Here is an 18388-nt window from a genome sequence, read left to right as displayed (position 1 = left end):
CCACCATTTTTAAAACTACAACCTAGTGACTCTTATAACTTACGTGTAGTTAGAATTAACCCAGAACCTATTTCTGGTGAAAAAACTTATCGTATTATTATTGATGAGTTACCCAAACCAATTGATAGCCGTAAAGCAGCTCAGGGAGTAAATGTATTACTTCGCTCATCATTACCTGTATTTGTAGTAAATAAAGATGCGATTACCAAACTGAGTTGGAAAATTGATGTTAACCAGAACACACCTTCTTTAAATATTAGCAATATAGGTAACCGACATGCGTTGTTAAATACTTTAACGCTTGTAGATACAACAGCGAATAAAAGTTATCCCATTAAAGTAAATACTGTGAATGGTTATATTCTTGCGGAGAAGTCGAAAAGTTACTCGATTAGTAACTTTACCTATCAACCAAATCATAAATACAGCGTATCTCTAACAGTTAATGGTAAGAAAACCACACTTTAAGAGGCTTATATGAAATACATTATAGGTGTCTTATGTGTTGCGTATTTTCCTACGTATTCTTTTGCCGAACAGTTACTAGATTATACGAATACTGCAGTTCCGAGTGTTCCTAAATCTGTTGGTAACGATAATAAATATAAACACGTAGGAACGAATGAGCAGGAGCAAGATCTTAATTTCATTCATCTATTTTTAAATATTTCGATTAACTCAAATGCTTCTGAAGATTTGGTTGCTGTAAAGCAATCTAAGGATGGAAAACTATATATTCGTTCTAGTGCCTTAAAAACTTTAAGACTAAAAATGGATGAACATATCCCAGATAACCAGTGGGTATGTATCAACGATCTAAACGGAATCCAGTTTAAATATCTCGAAAATGAGCAGTCTTTAAACTTAAAAGTTCCGTCGAATATGTTAACGGGTTACTCAGTTGACTTAAATGGCCAGCAGGTCACTAGCCCACGTTTGCTAAAGATGAAGCCCTTAAACGCGGCTATTCTGAACTACAGCCTGTATCAGACTATGACCAATGATGAGAATGTTTTCTCTGGTTCGGCAGAAGGGATCTTTAATAGCGCAATTGGTAACTTCTCATCAGGCGTTTTATATAACGGTAGTAATGAAAATAGTTATAGCCATGAAAAGTGGGTACGACTGGAAACTAAGTGGCAATATGTCGACCCTGAAAAGATCAGGATATATACCCTAGGGGACTTTATTTCTAATAGCCCAGACTGGGGAAGCAGTGTCCGTCTTGCGGGTTTCCAGTGGTCGAGTGCTTATAGTCAACGCGGTGATATTGTCACCTCGGCACTCCCACAATTCTCCGGCTCGGCAGCATTGCCTTCAACACTGGATTTATACGTCAACCAGCAAAAGATTTATTCAGGTCTAGTGCCATCTGGTCCCTTTGATATTAAACAGCTTCCATTTATTTCAGGAAATGAAGTCACCCTTGTGACTACCGATGCAACGGGACAGCAGAGCATTACCAAAAAGCCGTACTATTTTTCATCCAAGATTCTGGCAAAAGGCATAAATGAGTTTTCAGTAGATGTCGGTATTCCACGCTACAACTATGGACTCTATTCAAACGATTATGATGATGCCACCTTTGTCTCAGGTGCGATCCGATACGGCTACAGTAACTCGCTGACCTTAAGCGGTGGTGCAGAGGCTTCGACAGATGGCCTGTCGAATCTCGGTACAGGATTTGCCAAGAATGTTTTTGGGATTGGGGTGATGAATGCTGACATTGCAGTGAGCCAGTATAAAGATGAAAACGGCTATTCTGCCTTGCTGGGTTTAGAAGGGCGGATCAGTAAAAATATTTCATTTAACACCAGTTACCGCAAAGTATTTGATAACTATTTTGACCTAGCCCGTGTATCTCAAGTGAGATATTTAAAAGATAACCAGATCAATGCCGAGTCACAGAACTACCTGAACTACAGCGCACTGGCAGATGAGATTTTTAGAGCAGGGATTAACTATAACTTTTATGCAGGTTATGGGGTTTATCTGGGCTATAACCAGATTAAATATAGTGACAACTCTTACAAGTTACTGTCTACCAATTTAAGTGGAAGTCTGGACAAGAACTGGGGTTTTTATGCATCTGCTTATAAAGATTATGAAAACCATAAGGACTATGGAGTTTACTTTGCGCTGAGATATACCCCGTCCAGTAAAGTGAATGCGATCACGAGTGTATCTAGTGACAGCGGTAACCTACGGTATCGCCAAGAAATATTCGGTTTGTCAGAACCACAAATTGGTTCATTTGGCTGGGGTGGCTATGTTGAGCGAGATCAGGATGCAAAAGAAAACAATGCATCGATTTATGCCTCTTACCGTGCCCGAGCAGCTTACCTGACGGGACGCTATAACCGATTTGGCGACAACGATCAGGTTGCACTTTCAGCAACAGGTTCATTGGTTGCTGCGGCGGGACGCATCTTTGCGGCCAATGAAATTGGAGACGGCTATGCGGTCGTAACCAATGCTGGACCACAAAGCCAAATTTTAAATGGTGGTGTTAATTTAGGTGCGACCGATAAGTCTGGCCGATTCTTAATTGCAAATTTAAGACCCTATATGTCTCATCATATCTACCTAGACCCATCATATTTACCTTTAGAGTGGGAAGTTAGCTCTACGAATCAGACAGCGTTTGTGGGTTACCGTCAAGGAACTTTGGTCGACTTCGGTGCTCATCAGGTCATTTCTGGATTAGTGAAACTGGTTGATCAAAATAACTCACCGTTAATGCCAGGTTATACCGTTCGAATTAATGGTCAGCAAAATGGGATGGTTGGGTATGACGGTGAAGTATTTATTCCAAACCTATTAAAGCAAAACAAACTTGAAGTCGATCTTCTAGATCATGGCTCATGCCAAGTTGATTTTGCGTATAAAAATAAGCAATACAGTGCTAAAAAATTGGGGCCTTATGTATGTCGATAAATATTGCTAGCTTTAACCAGCCGACAACTTTTAAAGGTCTTTCATTTATCCTGAAATATTTTTTGGGAATGAGCTTGCTATGCCTGATCTTTACATTTTTTAACTCTGCCCATGCAAGTTGCACACCTACAGGGACAACTTCTGGTACATATACATACACTGCCGCAACAATTAACAATGATGCAGTTCTGACATACACGGGAACAATACGTTGTTATGGGGGGCGTACAACACCAGAAATTTCAGGTTATATGTGTATGAAAACCGTATTTACGGGAACCACAAATGCAATTAACAGTGTTTCATTACCCTATACGGTAACTGCCACTGTAGGTGGGGCTGGGTCTTCTACCACCAATCAAAATTCGAATGTCTGGTATGGTCCAGTAAGAACAGTCGCTTCAAATAATGTTATTAGTTACTCTGTAAATATAAAAGTGCCAGCCCGTACAGGGTCGCTCATGGCATACCCTAAAGGAACCTATACTGGTACCGTTCAGCTATTTTGGGACATGCAAGCAAGCTCTAGCACTGTGTGTGAGGGTGATAGTGGTGGAGGTTGGGACTCGGGTAATACCACTATAACTGCTAATTATGTTGTGCCAAGTTTGTGTCAAATAGATTCAACATCAAATGTCGATTTTGGAAACATTAATGATATTGGTAAGACTACTCGTGATTATACAGCTCAAGGAGTGGTAAATACGACCTGTAATAATGGACTGCCATATAGTATTTATTTGGGGGATGGAAATAACCGTATTGCTGGTGGCTTTAGGCAGATGACAAATAGTAGTGGTCAGTACATTCAGTATCAGTTATATCAGAACTCGAATTATAGCGCGGTATGGGATACTACTGGTGGTGTAAGCGCAGTTGGAGGTTCTGGAGGTGTTTCTAAAACAGGTTCGGGCAATTCTCAGGGTACAAATGTCTATGGAAAAATTCCGCAAGGTACCACTATTTCAACAGCTCCGGGTAATTACTCAGATGCGATAGTTGTTACAGTAACTTATTAAGAATTTATTGGAATTTTATGTTGAGTATATTTTTTGGATTTGAGTTGAACACTTAGCATTTAAAAAGTGGTCTATAAATTTGGTGTTTAATTGTTCTAATTTAAAAGAGGCAGATAGGTTTTTTTAAACAAAAGGTAGGGGTGATAGGTAGTTAGCGGTAATGTTGTTTTAGGATGAGTAAAAACAGAAAAAGACAAATTAAAAAAATAAGAAAAAACATCTGATAAATATATACCTTATGAATATTAAATGTATTTTTACACAAGTTAACAGATTGTACAAATTAAATTACAGTTCTCTTTTCTTTATTTATTCTTTCTTATCAATAAAAAATACTTATAGAGATAAGTCGATTCTCAATAATTTAATGATTTGTATTGGAAAACAAAGTGTTAAAATTGAAAGGCTGAGATGCTCTGATATGTTTAATTGTATTTTATTCGGTGAATCTACGAATCGAAATTTGTGGATGCTTAGTAGTACTAAAGACAAATGGCTACATGCGTGACAGCTATCCCGAATTTTAACCTCACGAAAATACAAAGGTTTATAAATTGTTTCAACCACTTACTATCCAAACTCGACTTGGTGGATTCTACTTCTTTTACTATTCCATCGTGGGCACATACATGCCGTATTGGAATTTATATCTTCAAGATCAAGGGTTTAATTATCAAGAAATTGGTGTTTTATCATCAATTGCGATTGTAACTCGTTTTTTTGCGCCTTTAGTTTGGGGTTGGATTGCTGATAAATCTGGTAAGCGGATGTTGCTTGTTCGGGTAGCAACTTGGATGGAGTCATGTATATGGTTGGCTATTTTTATAGTGCCAAATACTTTTCAATCAGTTGCTTTGCTTATGCTTATTTTTAGTTTCTTTCAAAATGCGATTTTAGCTCAATTTGAGGGAGTGACTTTATTTTGGTTGGGTGATCAAAAAGCTAAACTCTACGGCAAAATTCGTAAGTGGGGATCGGTTGGGTTTATCGTTGGGGTATTCACTATTGGGGCTATTTTAGAAATAGTGCATATTTCAATGCTCCCAATTTTACTATTAATTATCGCGTCTCTAGCGTTTATTTGGTCTTTCACAATCCGCGAACCTGATAGCGCGCCTACTTCCCAAAAATATTTAGAACCTTTACTTCCTGTTCTTAAGCGCCCAACAGTGGCTACATTTTTTGCAATTGAATTTATTCTACTTTTTTCACATGCGCCTTTTTATAGTTTTTATAGTAATTTTCTGAAATCTTTGAATTTCAGTACGACTGAAATTGGATTTTTATGGGCCATGGGCGTTTTTGCTGAAATTTTTATGTTTTCAATTGCCTCAAAGATTTTTCAACGTTTTTCGTGGCGCAGCTTAGTGATAGTGTGTCTGCTAGTGACGAGCATACGTTGGATGCTAGTTGCAGTATTTTCACATTATTTTATTGGTCAACTTTTTGCGCAGTGCTTACATGCCTTTAGTTTTGGTTTATTTCACTTGATCGCAATGAGAGTTATTTTTCAAAACTTTTCTGCTGGACAGCAAGGGCGTGGACAAGCACTTTATAGTACCATGTGGGGGTTAGGTGTAGCTTTCGGTAGTGTTCTGGCTGGGCATTTCTGGAAAATTCTTTCTGGTGAACTCATCTTTATGTGTGCCAGCGTGGTTGTGCTCTTAGGTTTGTGCTTTGTAAAGTGGCTTCCGAAACAAGTCGATTCTTCAACTACCTAAGCTTGAGATCATGCAAAACAAAGAATTTATATTGAAAAAAGCAAGTAAATATAAAATTGTTTGATGACTTGTTGTGACACGTTACAGTTGAAAAATATTGTTTTTATATGGTTATGGAGCAGTGATTTTGTCAAAAAATATGCTAACTTAACTTCATGCGTTTAATGATTAATAAATCTATGAAAAATATTTATATTATTGGATTATTGTGGGCTTGTTCTGGTTTAGCTGTGGCAGAAACGGCTACTCAACAGCCAGCTGAACAACCCGTTCGGACCGCAAGTAATCCTAATGCTATACGTATTGTTACGCGCCCTGAAATTATGGGATTATGGGGAATGGAAATTCCAAATAATAAGAAATGTGTGGAATATTATAACTTTCGTAGTAGTAATGATGTAGTGATCAAAAGCGGTCAGGAATGGTCTTATGGTATTTATGAATATCAACCATCTGATGACCCTAAAGAGCAGCTAGCCGCTTTAGTAATGCAAATTAAATTTGACAATAATAAAGTAGATTGTTCTGGTCAGAAACAAGACCAAACAGGTGATGTCTCACAGTATTTTGTACAATGGAAAAACGACCATACAATCAATTTCTGTTCAACAGCTAAAGGTGAGCAGTGCTTTGCGACTTTACGTCGGGTATTACCATAAAATTATAGATATAAAAAAAGCCTCTTAAAAATAAGAGGCTTTTTTTATTATGCAGTTTCAGCTTTCTTTTCTTCGACTTGCTTTAACAAGTGTTTTTCAAGGTAATGGATATCCATTGCTTGAGAGCAGAAGCTCTTATCTTGCAAAATAAGATCTTTATGTAGAGGAATATTTGTTTTAATTCCTGTAAGGATCATTTCATCTAACGCTTGACGCATACGAGCAATTGAAGTTTCACGGTCTTTACCATGAGAAATCAATTTAGCAATCATAGAGTCATAGTAAGGTGGAATGCTGTATTCTGGGTAGATATGAGAATCTAAACGAATACCAGCGCCGCCTGGCGCATAGAAACTTTCAATTTTACCTGGTGAAGGTAAGAAGGTTGTAGGATCTTCTGCATTGATACGGCATTCAATTGCATGTCCTTGAACTTTGATATCTTCTTGTTGAAGCTCTAGTCCTAGGCCACCAGCAATACGTAACTGTTGTTCAATAATATCGACACCAGTAACCATTTCAGTTACAGGGTGCTCTACCTGAACACGAGTATTCATTTCAATGAAGAAGAATTCACCGTCTTCAAATAAGAATTCAAACGTACCAGCACCACGATACTGCATCAACTGACATGCATGAACACAAGCTTCTAAAATATCAGCTCGAGCTTGCTCTGGTAGGTTTGGTGCAGGTGCTTCTTCTAGTACTTTTTGATGGCGACGTTGTAATGAACAGTCGCGGTCATATAAATGAATTGCATGACCATTACCATCACCAAGAACTTGAACTTCGACATGGCGAGGTTTTTGTAAGAAGCGTTCCATGTAAACGGTATCATCACCGAACCACATTTCTGCATCGCGCTGCGCTGCTTGAACTGATTCAAGTAGTGTATCTACACGCTCAACAATACGCATACCACGACCACCACCACCAGAAGCCGCTTTAACAATAAGCGGGAAGCCGATTTCTTTCGCTTCTGCCAAGGCATTGTGGATGGTTACTGCATGGTCGCAACCTGGTACAGTAGGTACGCCAGCTTTTTTCATGGCAACAATCGCAGAAACTTTATTCCCCATAAGGCGGATATGTTCTGGACGTGGACCAATAAAAGTAAAGCCTGAGCTTTCTACAATTTCAGCAAACTCAGCATTTTCTGAAAGGAAACCATAACCCGGGTGAATAGCATCAGCACCGGTAATTTCTGCAGCAGTAATAATTGCCGGGATATTTAAATAGCTATCACTACTTGCGCCCGGACCAATACATACTGCTTCATCAACAAAACGTAAATGCATCAAATCCTTGTCGGCATCTGAATAGATACCAACAGTCTTGATTCCTAATGTTTTACAAGCCCGGGTAATACGTAAAGCGATTTCACCACGGTTTGCAATTAAAACTTTTTGCAACATAGACGTCCCCGGGGTAATTACGCGCGATAACGGAATAAAGGTTGACCGAATTGGATAACTTCACCATTTTTCACTAAAATTTCTTCAATCACGCCACTTTGAGTTGCTTCAATTGGGTTCATGATTTTCATTGCTTCAATAATACCCAAAGTTTCACCAGCAGATACTGTTTGGCCTACTTTAACAAATGGTGCTTCACCTGGGCTTGGAGCAGCGTAGAACACGCCAACCATTGGAGAAGTTTCAACTGCTCCACGCGGTGTTTTTGCAACTGGTGCTTCTGCAACAGGAGCAGCCGGAAGTGCTACCCCAGCCGCAGCAACGACAGGATTGCGACGAGTTAAAGCGATTGATTGATCACCTTCTTTAACTTCGATCGCTTGCAAGTCAGACTCAATCATTAAATCGATGAGTTTCTTAATTTTGCGGATATCCATGGGCGACTATTCCTAAACTAGTTTGGGTTAGATGGTTGAATTTTTTCAATAGCGTAATCGAGCGCAAAACGATAGCCTTTTGCACCTAGACCACAAATCACGCCAATTGCTTTATCAGATAAATAAGAATGATGTCTGAATGCCTCTCTTGCATGGACATTAGACAAATGAACTTCAATGAATGGAATCGCAACGCCAAGTAGGGCATCACGTAGAGCAACTGAAGTGTGGGTGAGGGCAGCAGGGTTAATAATAATAAGTTTTACGCCTTCAGTTTGTGCCTGATGAATACGATCAACAATGGCACCTTCCCAGTTGCTTTGAAAAGTATCTAATGTGATTGAAGCTTGTTGAGCTTGGCTAATAAGTTGTTGGTTAATATCATCTAAGGTAAGATGACCATATACTTCTGGTTCGCGTTTTCCCAGCAAATTCAAATTCGGTCCATGAATCACCAAAATGGTCGAACTCATTCAGATTGCTCCAGCTCTAAAGTTGCAAATATTCTTTGCAAGATGTCTGCAAAGTTTGCTTATTATGGCATATGTTTCTACAATTTTTTTATAATTTGTTTTCATCGTCGCAGAAAGGGTATACCAAATTCGGCTTATATATTGTAAATTTTGCGATGATTTAGCAATGTTAAAAAATGACAAAATTTCAAGTAATTTAATGGAGCTTATTTTAAACTGAATTGACAAAAACAGTTCATGTATTTTGTGTAACGGCTATAGAGTTCTCTCCAATCACTAATAGCTCATTCCATCGAGTTAGATAATTTTTTGAACGGTGGCATTGTTTCATGTGCCAAGATGGATTACGGGAATGATAACCGACTTGTAAATAGTGACTACCGAATCGGTTACGAACTGTGCTAAGTGTTTGCATTAATTGTTGTCTTTGCTGAATCAACTCAAGAGGTTGCCATAAATCATCAATGTGATGTTGGCGGGGATGCAACCCACAAAATAAAACTCCAATCTTAATGTATTTTTTATTTTCTTTATATAAAACATCAATTTGCTGCATGGCTGCTTTTGTTAATATGCATAAATCATCTGTGGCATAATTTAAGCCTATCGCTTGAGAAGACGCTTTTTTATAAGGTGGTTTATCTATTTTTTCATAAAGCATGACCTGAACGCAGGCGCACAGCTGTTCTTGTTTCATTAAACGGCGATGAGCTCGGTTAAGATGAAAAATAAGTGCTTGCTTAATAATTTCAATGCTGGACAAAGCTTGAGCAAAACTGCGTGATGCTAAAATTCGTTTGGTGACAATAGCAGGATCGTCGAGTTGAATACAGGATTGGCCTTTTAGCTCACGAATGGTACGTGCCATAACCACAGAAAAAGCTTTTGCTAGATGATGCTCATTGGCAAAAGTTAAGTCTAAGCATGAATAAATCTCATAGCTACGTAATTGTTTGACTAATTGGTAGCCAATTCCCCAGACTTCTTTAACTGATGTGTGTTGCATGAGGTCTTCAAGAAGCAGAGGATCTAAAGTGGTGAAATTACAAATTCTATTAAAGCTTCTAATTTTTTTAGCATAGTGATTGGCTAATTTTGCTTGAGTTTTTGAATATCCGATGCCAATACAACAAGGTAAGCTTAGCCATTCTTCTAAGGTTTCTACGACTTTGACACAATAAGAATGAATATCTAGAGATTGAAGGTAAGGGGTAAGACGAATAAAACATTCATCTATAGAATAAGCTTCTAAATCATCGGGCGAGAAAAACTCACCAAGAACTGAAAAAAAGCGACGTGACATTTCAGCATATAAAGTGTAGTTGCTTGAATAGACGTGTACACCTGCTTGAAGAGCTTCTTGTTCGATCTGATACCATGGAATACCCATTTTGATACCCATATTTTTTGCTTCTTCACTACGTGATACAACACAGCCGTCGTTGTTAGAAAGTACTACGACTGGTAGGCCAATAAGTTTGGGATTAAATAGCCGCTCACAACTCACATAGCAGTTATTAATGTCTACGAGCGCGTAAATTTCGCGGTGTGAGATTTCCATTATGATTTGCCCCATTAAGAATATTGGTAAAACTACATATTGATATTGTTTTCATAAACACAGTGGGAGGAAGTATTTGATGAAAAAGTTGCATCTTGAATATGTAACAAAATCAAGTTAACAAAATTTTTAGCAGAATACTAGGGTGGTTCTGTGGGTTTAACTTAGGTTAACCATGGAAAAAATAGATAAAGAATTAATATTTTTAATAAAAAAAGGAGATCGCATGGATCTCCTTTTTGTGACACATTCAATGTCAGTTTTTGATTACCACTTATGGCTATAAGAAACTTTCAGCGTTGCACCATTTGCCACTAAATGGCTCGTATTATTACCCGATCTTAATAATTGGCTATAGAGAGGATAGTACTTGCGGTTAAACATGTTCTCTAAACCAATCGTCACAGTGTCTTTTTTGTTAAGCGCAAAGCTACTGATTAAATCTGCTGTTGTATAAGTTTTTACATCATAGCGACCAAAACTATTTACACCGTTTAAGCGGTAATCTTCTGAACCGAAGTAAGTAGCTTGTAGACGATTCGTCCAAGTTTCAGTTGGACTATAAGAAACGTAAGCTGTGAGTTTTAATGGTGGAATACGGAAGCCTGTCATGTCTTGTTCGGTACCGTTTTGCGGTTTTTCACGGCCTTTCATCCAAGTAACGCTACCACCAGTTCCCCAAACATTGGAATCGTCAAGATAGTCAAAAGTTGCTTCAACACCAGTGACTTTCTCTTTCGTTCTAGTCATATCCAAACTATTACTTACTGGTTGCACAGCGCCAAGGTCAGAAGTAGAGTGGAATACAGCTAAACTTGAAGAGAAGTTATTGAAGTTTCCTTTCCAGCCTAACTCATAGTTATCAACTTTTACAGGTTCTAAGAATGACGAACCAAGGTTAAAACCTGTGCTGGCATTGCGAATGACTACACCGACATCAGGCAACTGGAAACCTTGGTTGAATGATGCATAAATCGAGTGTTGATCATTTGGAGAGAAAGTCACATTAGCATTGTATAACCATGCATCAGCTTTTACTTTTCCGCCCTCAACGGTGTAAGGGTTAGGCTTACCTAATTGTGATAATGGAACAAAGCTATCAATTTGGGCATAGCTGTCTTCATAACGCGTACCAGCTTCTGCTGACCATTGGTCATTAAAGCGGTGTTTTAACTGTACAAAGCCACCCAAACTTTGCGTGGTAAGTTCAGGTAAATAAATAAGTTTGCCAATTTTTACAAACTCTAAGCCACCAGATTGATCATAAATATCAGGATCGAAAATATCTAAAGGCATTTCGCTTTTTTCGCGGCTAAAGTCACCACCCCAAACTAGGGATGTATCACCTAAAAACTCAAGCGGTGTGGTCACAGTTAAGCGGCTACCGAGTACGTTATTTTCTTGATAAACCTGATCCACTTGTCCACCACGTGGGCTGACTTTACCTGGAGCAACACGTGCGTCAAATGGTGAAAAACGGGTAAAGAAGTCACGGTAATAAATTTGAGCATCAACTTTATTGCCAAAAAAGTCTTTATGGTTATAGGTTAAATTGTAGATTTGGTTTTCGTTTTTAGTCTGGTCTTTAAGCTTTAAGCCTTTAATGGCTTTGGCTGGTACAGTTCCGGCAGGGGTATTCTTAACACTTGTGTCAGATGCATAATCTGAGTCTTGCTCGGCATTATAGTAGTTTGCAGCAAATTGTAAGTATTGATTGTCATCAATATGATAACCAAGTTTACCACCTACGCTGTAAGCATCGGCATCATATAAATCGCCCTGACTAGGTTCAGGTGCAACACGGTCACCACTTGCATCGTACGGGCTACCAATACGTTGGTAACCAAAGTCGAGTGCATAGTCAAAAGCGTTAAAGCTGCCTGTGAAATATTGATGAATATCGCCACTTAAAGCATTAGAACGGAAATTTGTTAAAGGTGTTTGAAGCCCAACGACTGTTTTTGCTGTAGGTTCGCCACCCGCAGCTTTTGTGGTAATTGAAATAATACCGCCAGAAGCACCGCCACCATAAATTGCGTTGCTGCCTCGAATCACTTCAATGTTGGCAATGCTTTCAGGGTCAATTGCTGAAAGTCCGCGTGATGTGTCACGTGTAAGGTTCATTGGTACGCCATCGACCAAGATGAGGGCATTACGGCCACGTAAAGTTTGACCGTAATCGGTAATGGTTCGGCTTGAATCGGATAAACCCGGTACGGCTTTTGCTAAAACAGTCGCAATACTTCCAGATGAACCATTTCTTAAAAGTTCAATTTGTTTTTCATCTAGCTTGGTCACTTGCTTGGCAGAAGTAGAAAGTTCATCTGCACGTGAAGCGGTAATTGTAATTGTAGGAAGTGCCTCAGGCTTTTTTTCAACATCTGTTGTCTCAGAGGTTGAGGCTGCAAAGGCCGAGTTTGAGAGAAAGATGGCCCCACCAAGTGAAAGGAGTGGAATGATATTTTTTACTTCAGACTTCCTCGTAAAAAGTTTGTGACTTTTTATCTTATTTCCCATTGTCTCGCCCTGAGAGTGATTTTAAATTTGTCGAATTATAAGTGAGAATGATTGTAATTCACAATATCGTTGTTGGACAAAAAATAATAAAATTTATTTTTATTAATTGTTGTGTAGAGGAAGGTGCACCCATCGCTCTACACAACTGAAAATTTATGAGATTTCTTTATAAGAATTCAAATGATTTTGATGAGCACGGCGAATAATGCTGCGGTCATCACCGAGTACAAAAAGCTGAACGGATTGTTGTTTCCACGCTGCAATATCTTCAGGTTGTCGAGGAATAGCACAGAAATGCTTTTGACTATTTTTAGTCTTTGCATACATCTCTTGAACTTTTTCTTTCACTTTTGGATGACTAGATTGCCATGGCATTCCCATTGATTGGGAAAGGTCGGCAGCACCTTCCAGAATAATATCAATACCTTCAACTTTTAATATTTCATCTAGTTGTTCTAGTCCTTCTAAGCTTTCTATCATGGCAACGACAACCGTTTCGTTTGCTGCGTGTTGAACAAAACTAGCTAAATCATCTATGCCATATCGATTTAACCTTGTCGAGTTGAGTCCTCTTTGACCAAGCGGCATATAGTGACAATAGTTCACGGCTTCTTGTGCTTGCTGAGCATTTTCTATACGTGGAAAAACAATACCCGTTACCCCTGCATCGAGCAGAGGTAAAACTAAATGGTTGGCGTTTAACGACACCCTCACAAAGACATCAAGACTCATGGCTCTAGCAGCTAAAATCATGGTCTCGACTTGAGACGTACTAAATAAAGTATGTTCCAAGTCGATAATAATAAAGTTGTAGCCCGCAAGTGCCATTTGCTCGACATTAATCGGAGAAGCTACGGAACAAAAGATTCCGTAGAGCGTCTCGCCATTTGCTATTCGTTTCTTAAAAGAAATCGAATGCTTATTCATATTCAATTTCCTTAATAAGGCTGAGCGGGTTCGGCGTGGTTTGTACTCTTAAGCGAATTTCCGGAAGGAAACGGCGGCTTGCGAGTTGTTCAATATCGATGGTGTCATCTGTAAAGTTAAACAATTCATATCGCTCGGCAAACTCTGGGTGAGTTTCTTTATGCTGATTAATAATGGTTCTTAACATGGTCCAGAATTTCATTTCATCGAAGTCATAATGTTCATTTAAGAAAATTGCTAACTCGGCCAAATTTACAAACCAAAGTGCATCTTGAGTAAAGTCTCTTAACTCATTTGGAGAGTGGGTTTCCAAGAACGAGTTCGGGTTAATCTTGGCGTGCTCTTTTGGCGCATCTTGTAAGTTAGGTAAAAGGTTCGGCTCACGTAAAAGATGACGGCTAAAACGAATTCCATCATGGAAATCTTTCAAAGCCGCTTTAACGGGTAAGCCATTTTTATGAATCAGTACCATGTTTTGTGCATGTGACTCTAAAGCGAGGCCGTGACACCACAAAATATGCATGATTGGTAAATAAGCATTGGTGAGTAATTTTTCTAACCAGAACTCGATACCGTACTCTTGAATCCACTCATCAATCAGCGGTTTTTGGTCTGTATCGAGTTGCATTAGTCCTGTTACTGGCGTTGCCGATTCGCCTTCTTTTAAGTAGCTGTAAATACTTTCGCGCCAAATGCAAGCGAGTGCGCCGTATTGAACAGGTAGCGCAATTTGCTGGTTAACTGAAAGACCGCCAATCTCTCTTAAAATAACAGGCTTGCGCTGTTTTTCTAAAATATGGTCTTGCTCAACAATGTTATAAAGCCAGTCACTCATTTTCGCCGCATTTTGAACGGTATGCGGTGCCAATACACGAGAGGTAGAAGTATTGACCAAGTTCATTGCCAATTTAAGAGAAAGCGCCGAGATATCACTAATATTTGATAAGGTTCGAATCGACTGCTGCGGTAAATAAGTCGGTCCTTCAATATCTAACGGGATGATCAGTTGGTTGCTAATCGCATCTTGATAATATAATTCAATAATTTTATCCCACTGCCACGGGTGAATTGGGGTGAGGATATAATCTTTAAAATCTACATTTTGCTCTTTCAATTGATCAGTAATGGCTTGTAGATCTTTTTCTGAAAAATGCTGTTTATAAAGCTGCTCTAGATTAATCGTTTCACTTAAAACCAGTTTGCATAAGCTGTTGTGAGTCGCCACCCATTGAACCGTAAAACCTTCAGAAAGCTCGGGTGCATATTTCTGGTTTTCTTTTAAATCGAAGCCGATACGAGACTTAAAACTTGGGTGATATAAATGTGCATTGGTAATTCGTGCTTCTTGTTCTAAATAAGGCAAGGTTCTTAAAGGTTGAGCAGGGGCTTGGCTTAAAGTTTGCGCATGTTTAACGTAAGTTAAATTGAGTTCATCATTAAAGTTTTGCCATTTAACTGGGTCAGCTTCAATAATATTTTTTAGATCGGCAAGTAATGTTTTTAAGTTAGGGTGAGTTTCAGTGCCTAAAGTAATATCAGAACGGACTAAACTTGAAGGATCTAACTTAATGCGTTTAAAACTGAAATGTCGTTTGGCCGCACAGGTATAAAAAATAGTATCGGAAATATAAAACTTGATCTGACCTTTAGAAAACTCGTATTTAAAAGTATTTTCAAAAATGAGTGCTTCTAATAATTGGCCCATCACGCGATTTTCCGCGAGGGTTTTATAATCGGTTTGTTGTGTTGGTTGAAGAGGGCAAAGTGCTTCTGCGCCGCGATATTTATAAATAGGGTTTTCAACTTCAATCCAGATAGGATTGCCACCACTGTGGTAGAGCGTATTTAACATATTTGCCTTAATTGGTAATGTGAGTGAATTAATTAATAAATCGCGATATTGCTGGCCTTTGGCGCTAAAATTTTCTTGCGTGAGCGTAAGGCGTGTGGCTTGCCAAAGCTCAGATTCTTCAATGGCCGTAACTCGTGCAATTGCACTGATGAGATGAGCAATGTGATTGATCACGAGGTAATATTTTAAAAAGATCCATGCATCTTTCTGCGAGAACCAAACGGTACTATCTTCAGAAATAGATGAGTCATCTTCTATCATTTCTGGAACAATGCTAATGCCTTCCATGTCTCGAAGAATAAGGCGATGTGGATAGCCGTTTTTAAATTCCATTAAACTATTTTGCATGTGCGCTTCTACGCTAATGCCTTTGTTTGCAAACAACTCAATTAATGGAATGAGTGAAACTTTAACGTACTGTTTCCACCAGAAAGTAATGAAGTCTTTCGCGTCTTTCGATTGTAGATTTTGGTTGGGTGCCGCTTGCTGAATAATGCTTAAAAGCGGGATTTCATGGTTTTCATTTTCTTCAACCAAGCCACCGAGCATTCTGGTATTTTCTAATGTCTCTGGCGTGAGTCCTGCTCTATAAAGAATACCAAATGAACTCTCAAGCTCTGGAATTTTGACTGTTTTTGCCTCTAACTCCGGCAGAAACACAAGGTCTGGATATTGCTCATTAATCTTTTGATTAATAATAATTTTGCTCGCATCAATCGCGCGTTCCATTTCATCCATTGGGTTATTACGAATGAAACTGGTAATTCGTACATCAATTGATAGCTTTAAGAATAGATTCGATTGAGGTAACCACACTGTACGAACGGATGAGGTCGGCCATACGGTTTGACCTAAAGCTCCCAGATAGATCACGTCTTGGCTATCTAAATATTTCTTCAAAGATGGATGTTGAAGTAAGAAATTAGCTTGCCAAGGGTGGGTTGGCATGAGCTCATAATTTGTGAATTTCTCTTGTAAACGTTCTTTTGCTGTTTCTAAAACTTCATCTTCAATACAGTGAGAAGACTGTTCTTCACTTACAAGCTTTTGGATTAAAGAAGAATGAATTGCAAAGTAATGAAGTTGGAAACTTGCGCCTAACTCAGGGCTATACTTTTTCATGTCTTCTTTAGAAAAACCTAAATTGGCTTTAGAGGTCACATGAAAAGGGTGACCATATAACATGCCTTGTTCGGTTGCCTGAAAACCACTTAACGCTTTAGTTACTGTTTGGGAAGGCCTATTTTCTAAAAAGAATTTTGTATTTTCGATACTATTGGCAATATCGGAGTACAGGTTCTTATTTTGGTTTTTATCTTTAAATAAACTATTCAACTCATCTGTAATCAGCTTCACTAATTTTTTTGGGTCGGTGAGCGAGTCAAATGTATTGTCGTTTAAATTTTGCAGAATAAAACCACGTTGATATCTATGATAACCAGTGGTGGATAGATGCTGAACTGCACCATAAACAATCGTGTTAGATGCATTAAAAGTATAAGTAAAATACAGGGTGTCTGGGCACTCTGCATACAGTGTGAATAAAGGAGAATCTTGAGCTGGGATAATATGCTTTTCAAGATTTACTTTGAGTTCACGAAAGAAAGTATTCAGGTACTGTTCGAAAAGTTTATAAGACCATGCATCGGTTGTAATAATTGAGTTCATTCTTGTGCCTCTTCTAAAATTGTATCCATTAAGAATCTGTTCAAAATCACCACTAATCCCGCACCGATAAAAAATAGTGAGGTGCAGATTAATGCAGCAGTAATATTGAAAAATGAGTAGGTGAGCGTGATCGTGATTGGGCCAATAAGTTGTCCTAAGACAAAGGCACTGTTAGAAATACCAATCACTTTTCCTTGGCTTTGAGCGCCGGCTTTTAGAGAAATTGTGTGCAAGATCGAAGGAATAAGGGCTGCAAAGCAGAAGCCTTGTATGAGTCGTAATACAAGAATCAGCCAGAGATTAGAAACCCAGATCAATGCGAAAATCGTGATGCCGCAAATTAAAGATGCGTAAATGAAGTTATTAAAAGAATCTCCTTTATCATCATTTCTTTTTCCCCAATAGGTTGCAGCAATAAATGCTGCTCCCCATGAAAGCGCATGAATTGTTCCCGTTAAACTCGCAGCAGATAACGATGAGTGAGTGCTTTGGCTTATTTCACTAATGTATAAAACAAAGCATGACACCAAACCAAAGCCGCCCGCTTGAACCAAAATGCCGGCGCTTAACCATGAAAAAATCGTTCTATCAAAGAAAGCTGGAAGCTTAGATTTCTCTTTGGTTTTTGTGGTTTCGGTTTTAACGGGATTGGTTAATACAAATGACGCAATCACAATGAGTGTCATCACAACAAATGCTGTCGCGTTGAGTAATACTTCAACCCGCCATTGATCCATAAATATCCCGCCGAGCACGGGACCACATAGGCAAGCGAGCGCAACACTACTTTGTAGTTGCCCAAAAGCGGCACCACGTTGTTGTTCATTAGAAAGATATGAAACATAGGCATTTAAAATCACAGAAAGACCGCAAAAACCGAGTAAAATTCGCGCGAAAATAAACAGGTATAAATGCTGGGCGCTCGCCATGAGCAGTATTGAAATACAGAAACCAGCCAGAGAAAGTAACAAGGCTTTTTTATGGCCGAATGTGTCGGATAGGTGGCCAACAATCGGTGCTGTAAATAAGCTGCCAATAGCCGGAGCCGCGAGTGCCAAACCTGCCCAGATAGTGGGAGCACTCATATGCGCCGTCAGTTTTTCCATATAGAGCGGCATGATCGGAATAAGCACCATGAGCCCGAAAGTAGAAAAAAACTGACAGAGCAAAATAATGAAATGATCTAGGCGAGATGAGCGCAT

13 protein-coding genes are annotated in these 18388 nt (G+C 38.9%); 5 read left to right on the top strand and 8 right to left on the bottom strand.

Annotated elements, in window-relative coordinates:
* From J580_RS08955 to J580_RS08935, 5 genes are all read left to right on the top strand, one after another.
* Positions 1 to 468 (top strand): molecular chaperone (locus J580_RS08955; RefSeq protein WP_032003857.1); only part of this gene is annotated, 468 nt, incomplete at its 5' end.
* Positions 469 to 477: 9 nt separating this feature from the next.
* The gene (locus tag J580_RS08950) at positions 478 to 2937 is read left to right on the top strand and encodes a fimbria/pilus outer membrane usher protein (protein ID WP_032003856.1); all 2460 of its coding nucleotides are present in this window, start codon (positions 478 to 480) and stop codon (positions 2935 to 2937) included.
* Positions 2928 to 3956: a spore coat U domain-containing protein gene (locus tag J580_RS08945; protein WP_032003854.1), complete on the top strand. Its 1029-nt coding sequence runs from the start codon at positions 2928 to 2930 to the stop codon at positions 3954 to 3956. The genes J580_RS08950 and J580_RS08945 overlap by 10 nt, the downstream gene beginning before the upstream one ends.
* Positions 3957 to 4510: 554 nt before the next feature.
* On the top strand, positions 4511 to 5677 hold the full coding sequence (locus tag J580_RS08940; RefSeq protein ID WP_212750311.1) for an MFS transporter: 1167 nt from the start codon (positions 4511 to 4513) through the stop codon (positions 5675 to 5677).
* 155 nt (positions 5678 to 5832) lie between these two features.
* Positions 5833 to 6336 (top strand): hypothetical protein, encoded by a 504-nt coding sequence (locus tag J580_RS08935; protein WP_002115710.1) that lies wholly within the window; start codon positions 5833 to 5835, stop codon positions 6334 to 6336.
* Positions 6337 to 6383: 47 nt separating this feature from the next.
* Here J580_RS08935 and accC read toward each other — a convergent pair whose 3' ends face one another.
* From accC to J580_RS08895, 8 genes are all read right to left on the bottom strand, one after another.
* A complete protein-coding gene (gene accC, locus J580_RS08930) occupies positions 6384 to 7751 on the bottom strand; it encodes an acetyl-CoA carboxylase biotin carboxylase subunit (protein ID WP_002115704.1) in 1368 nt (455 codons plus the stop codon).
* Between the two features lie 17 nt (positions 7752 to 7768).
* On the bottom strand, positions 7769 to 8188 hold the full coding sequence (accB, locus tag J580_RS08925) for an acetyl-CoA carboxylase biotin carboxyl carrier protein (RefSeq protein ID WP_000354611.1): 420 nt from the start codon (positions 8186 to 8188) through the stop codon (positions 7769 to 7771).
* Between the two features lie 17 nt (positions 8189 to 8205).
* On the bottom strand, positions 8206 to 8661 hold the full coding sequence (gene aroQ, locus J580_RS08920) for a type II 3-dehydroquinate dehydratase (RefSeq protein ID WP_002115614.1): 456 nt from the start codon (positions 8659 to 8661) through the stop codon (positions 8206 to 8208).
* Positions 8662 to 8896: 235 nt separating this feature from the next.
* Entirely contained in the window at positions 8897 to 10222 is a 1326-nt protein-coding gene (locus tag J580_RS08915; RefSeq protein ID WP_032003851.1) for a Y-family DNA polymerase, read from the bottom strand.
* Between the two features lie 267 nt (positions 10223 to 10489).
* Entirely contained in the window at positions 10490 to 12739 is a 2250-nt protein-coding gene (locus J580_RS08910) for a TonB-dependent receptor (protein WP_032003849.1), read from the bottom strand.
* Positions 12740 to 12892: 153 nt separating this feature from the next.
* Positions 12893 to 13666, bottom strand: a complete 774-nt coding sequence (locus J580_RS08905; protein WP_032003848.1) for an HpcH/HpaI aldolase family protein — start codon at positions 13664 to 13666, stop codon at positions 12893 to 12895.
* Positions 13659 to 17186: an IucA/IucC family protein gene (locus tag J580_RS08900; protein WP_032003846.1), complete on the bottom strand. Its 3528-nt coding sequence runs from the start codon at positions 17184 to 17186 to the stop codon at positions 13659 to 13661. The genes J580_RS08905 and J580_RS08900 overlap by 8 nt, the downstream gene beginning before the upstream one ends.
* Positions 17183 to 18388: an MFS transporter gene (locus tag J580_RS08895; RefSeq protein WP_005073856.1), complete on the bottom strand. Its 1206-nt coding sequence runs from the start codon at positions 18386 to 18388 to the stop codon at positions 17183 to 17185. Before J580_RS08895 ends, J580_RS08900 begins: the two co-directional genes overlap by 4 nt.

The sequence above is a fragment of the Acinetobacter sp. 1542444 genome (assembly GCF_000581835.1).
Lineage (GTDB): Bacteria > Pseudomonadota > Gammaproteobacteria > Pseudomonadales > Moraxellaceae > Acinetobacter > Acinetobacter pittii.
The sequence above is the reverse complement of the archived record's forward strand: the minus strand, read 5'-3'. Positions and strand labels throughout refer to the sequence as shown.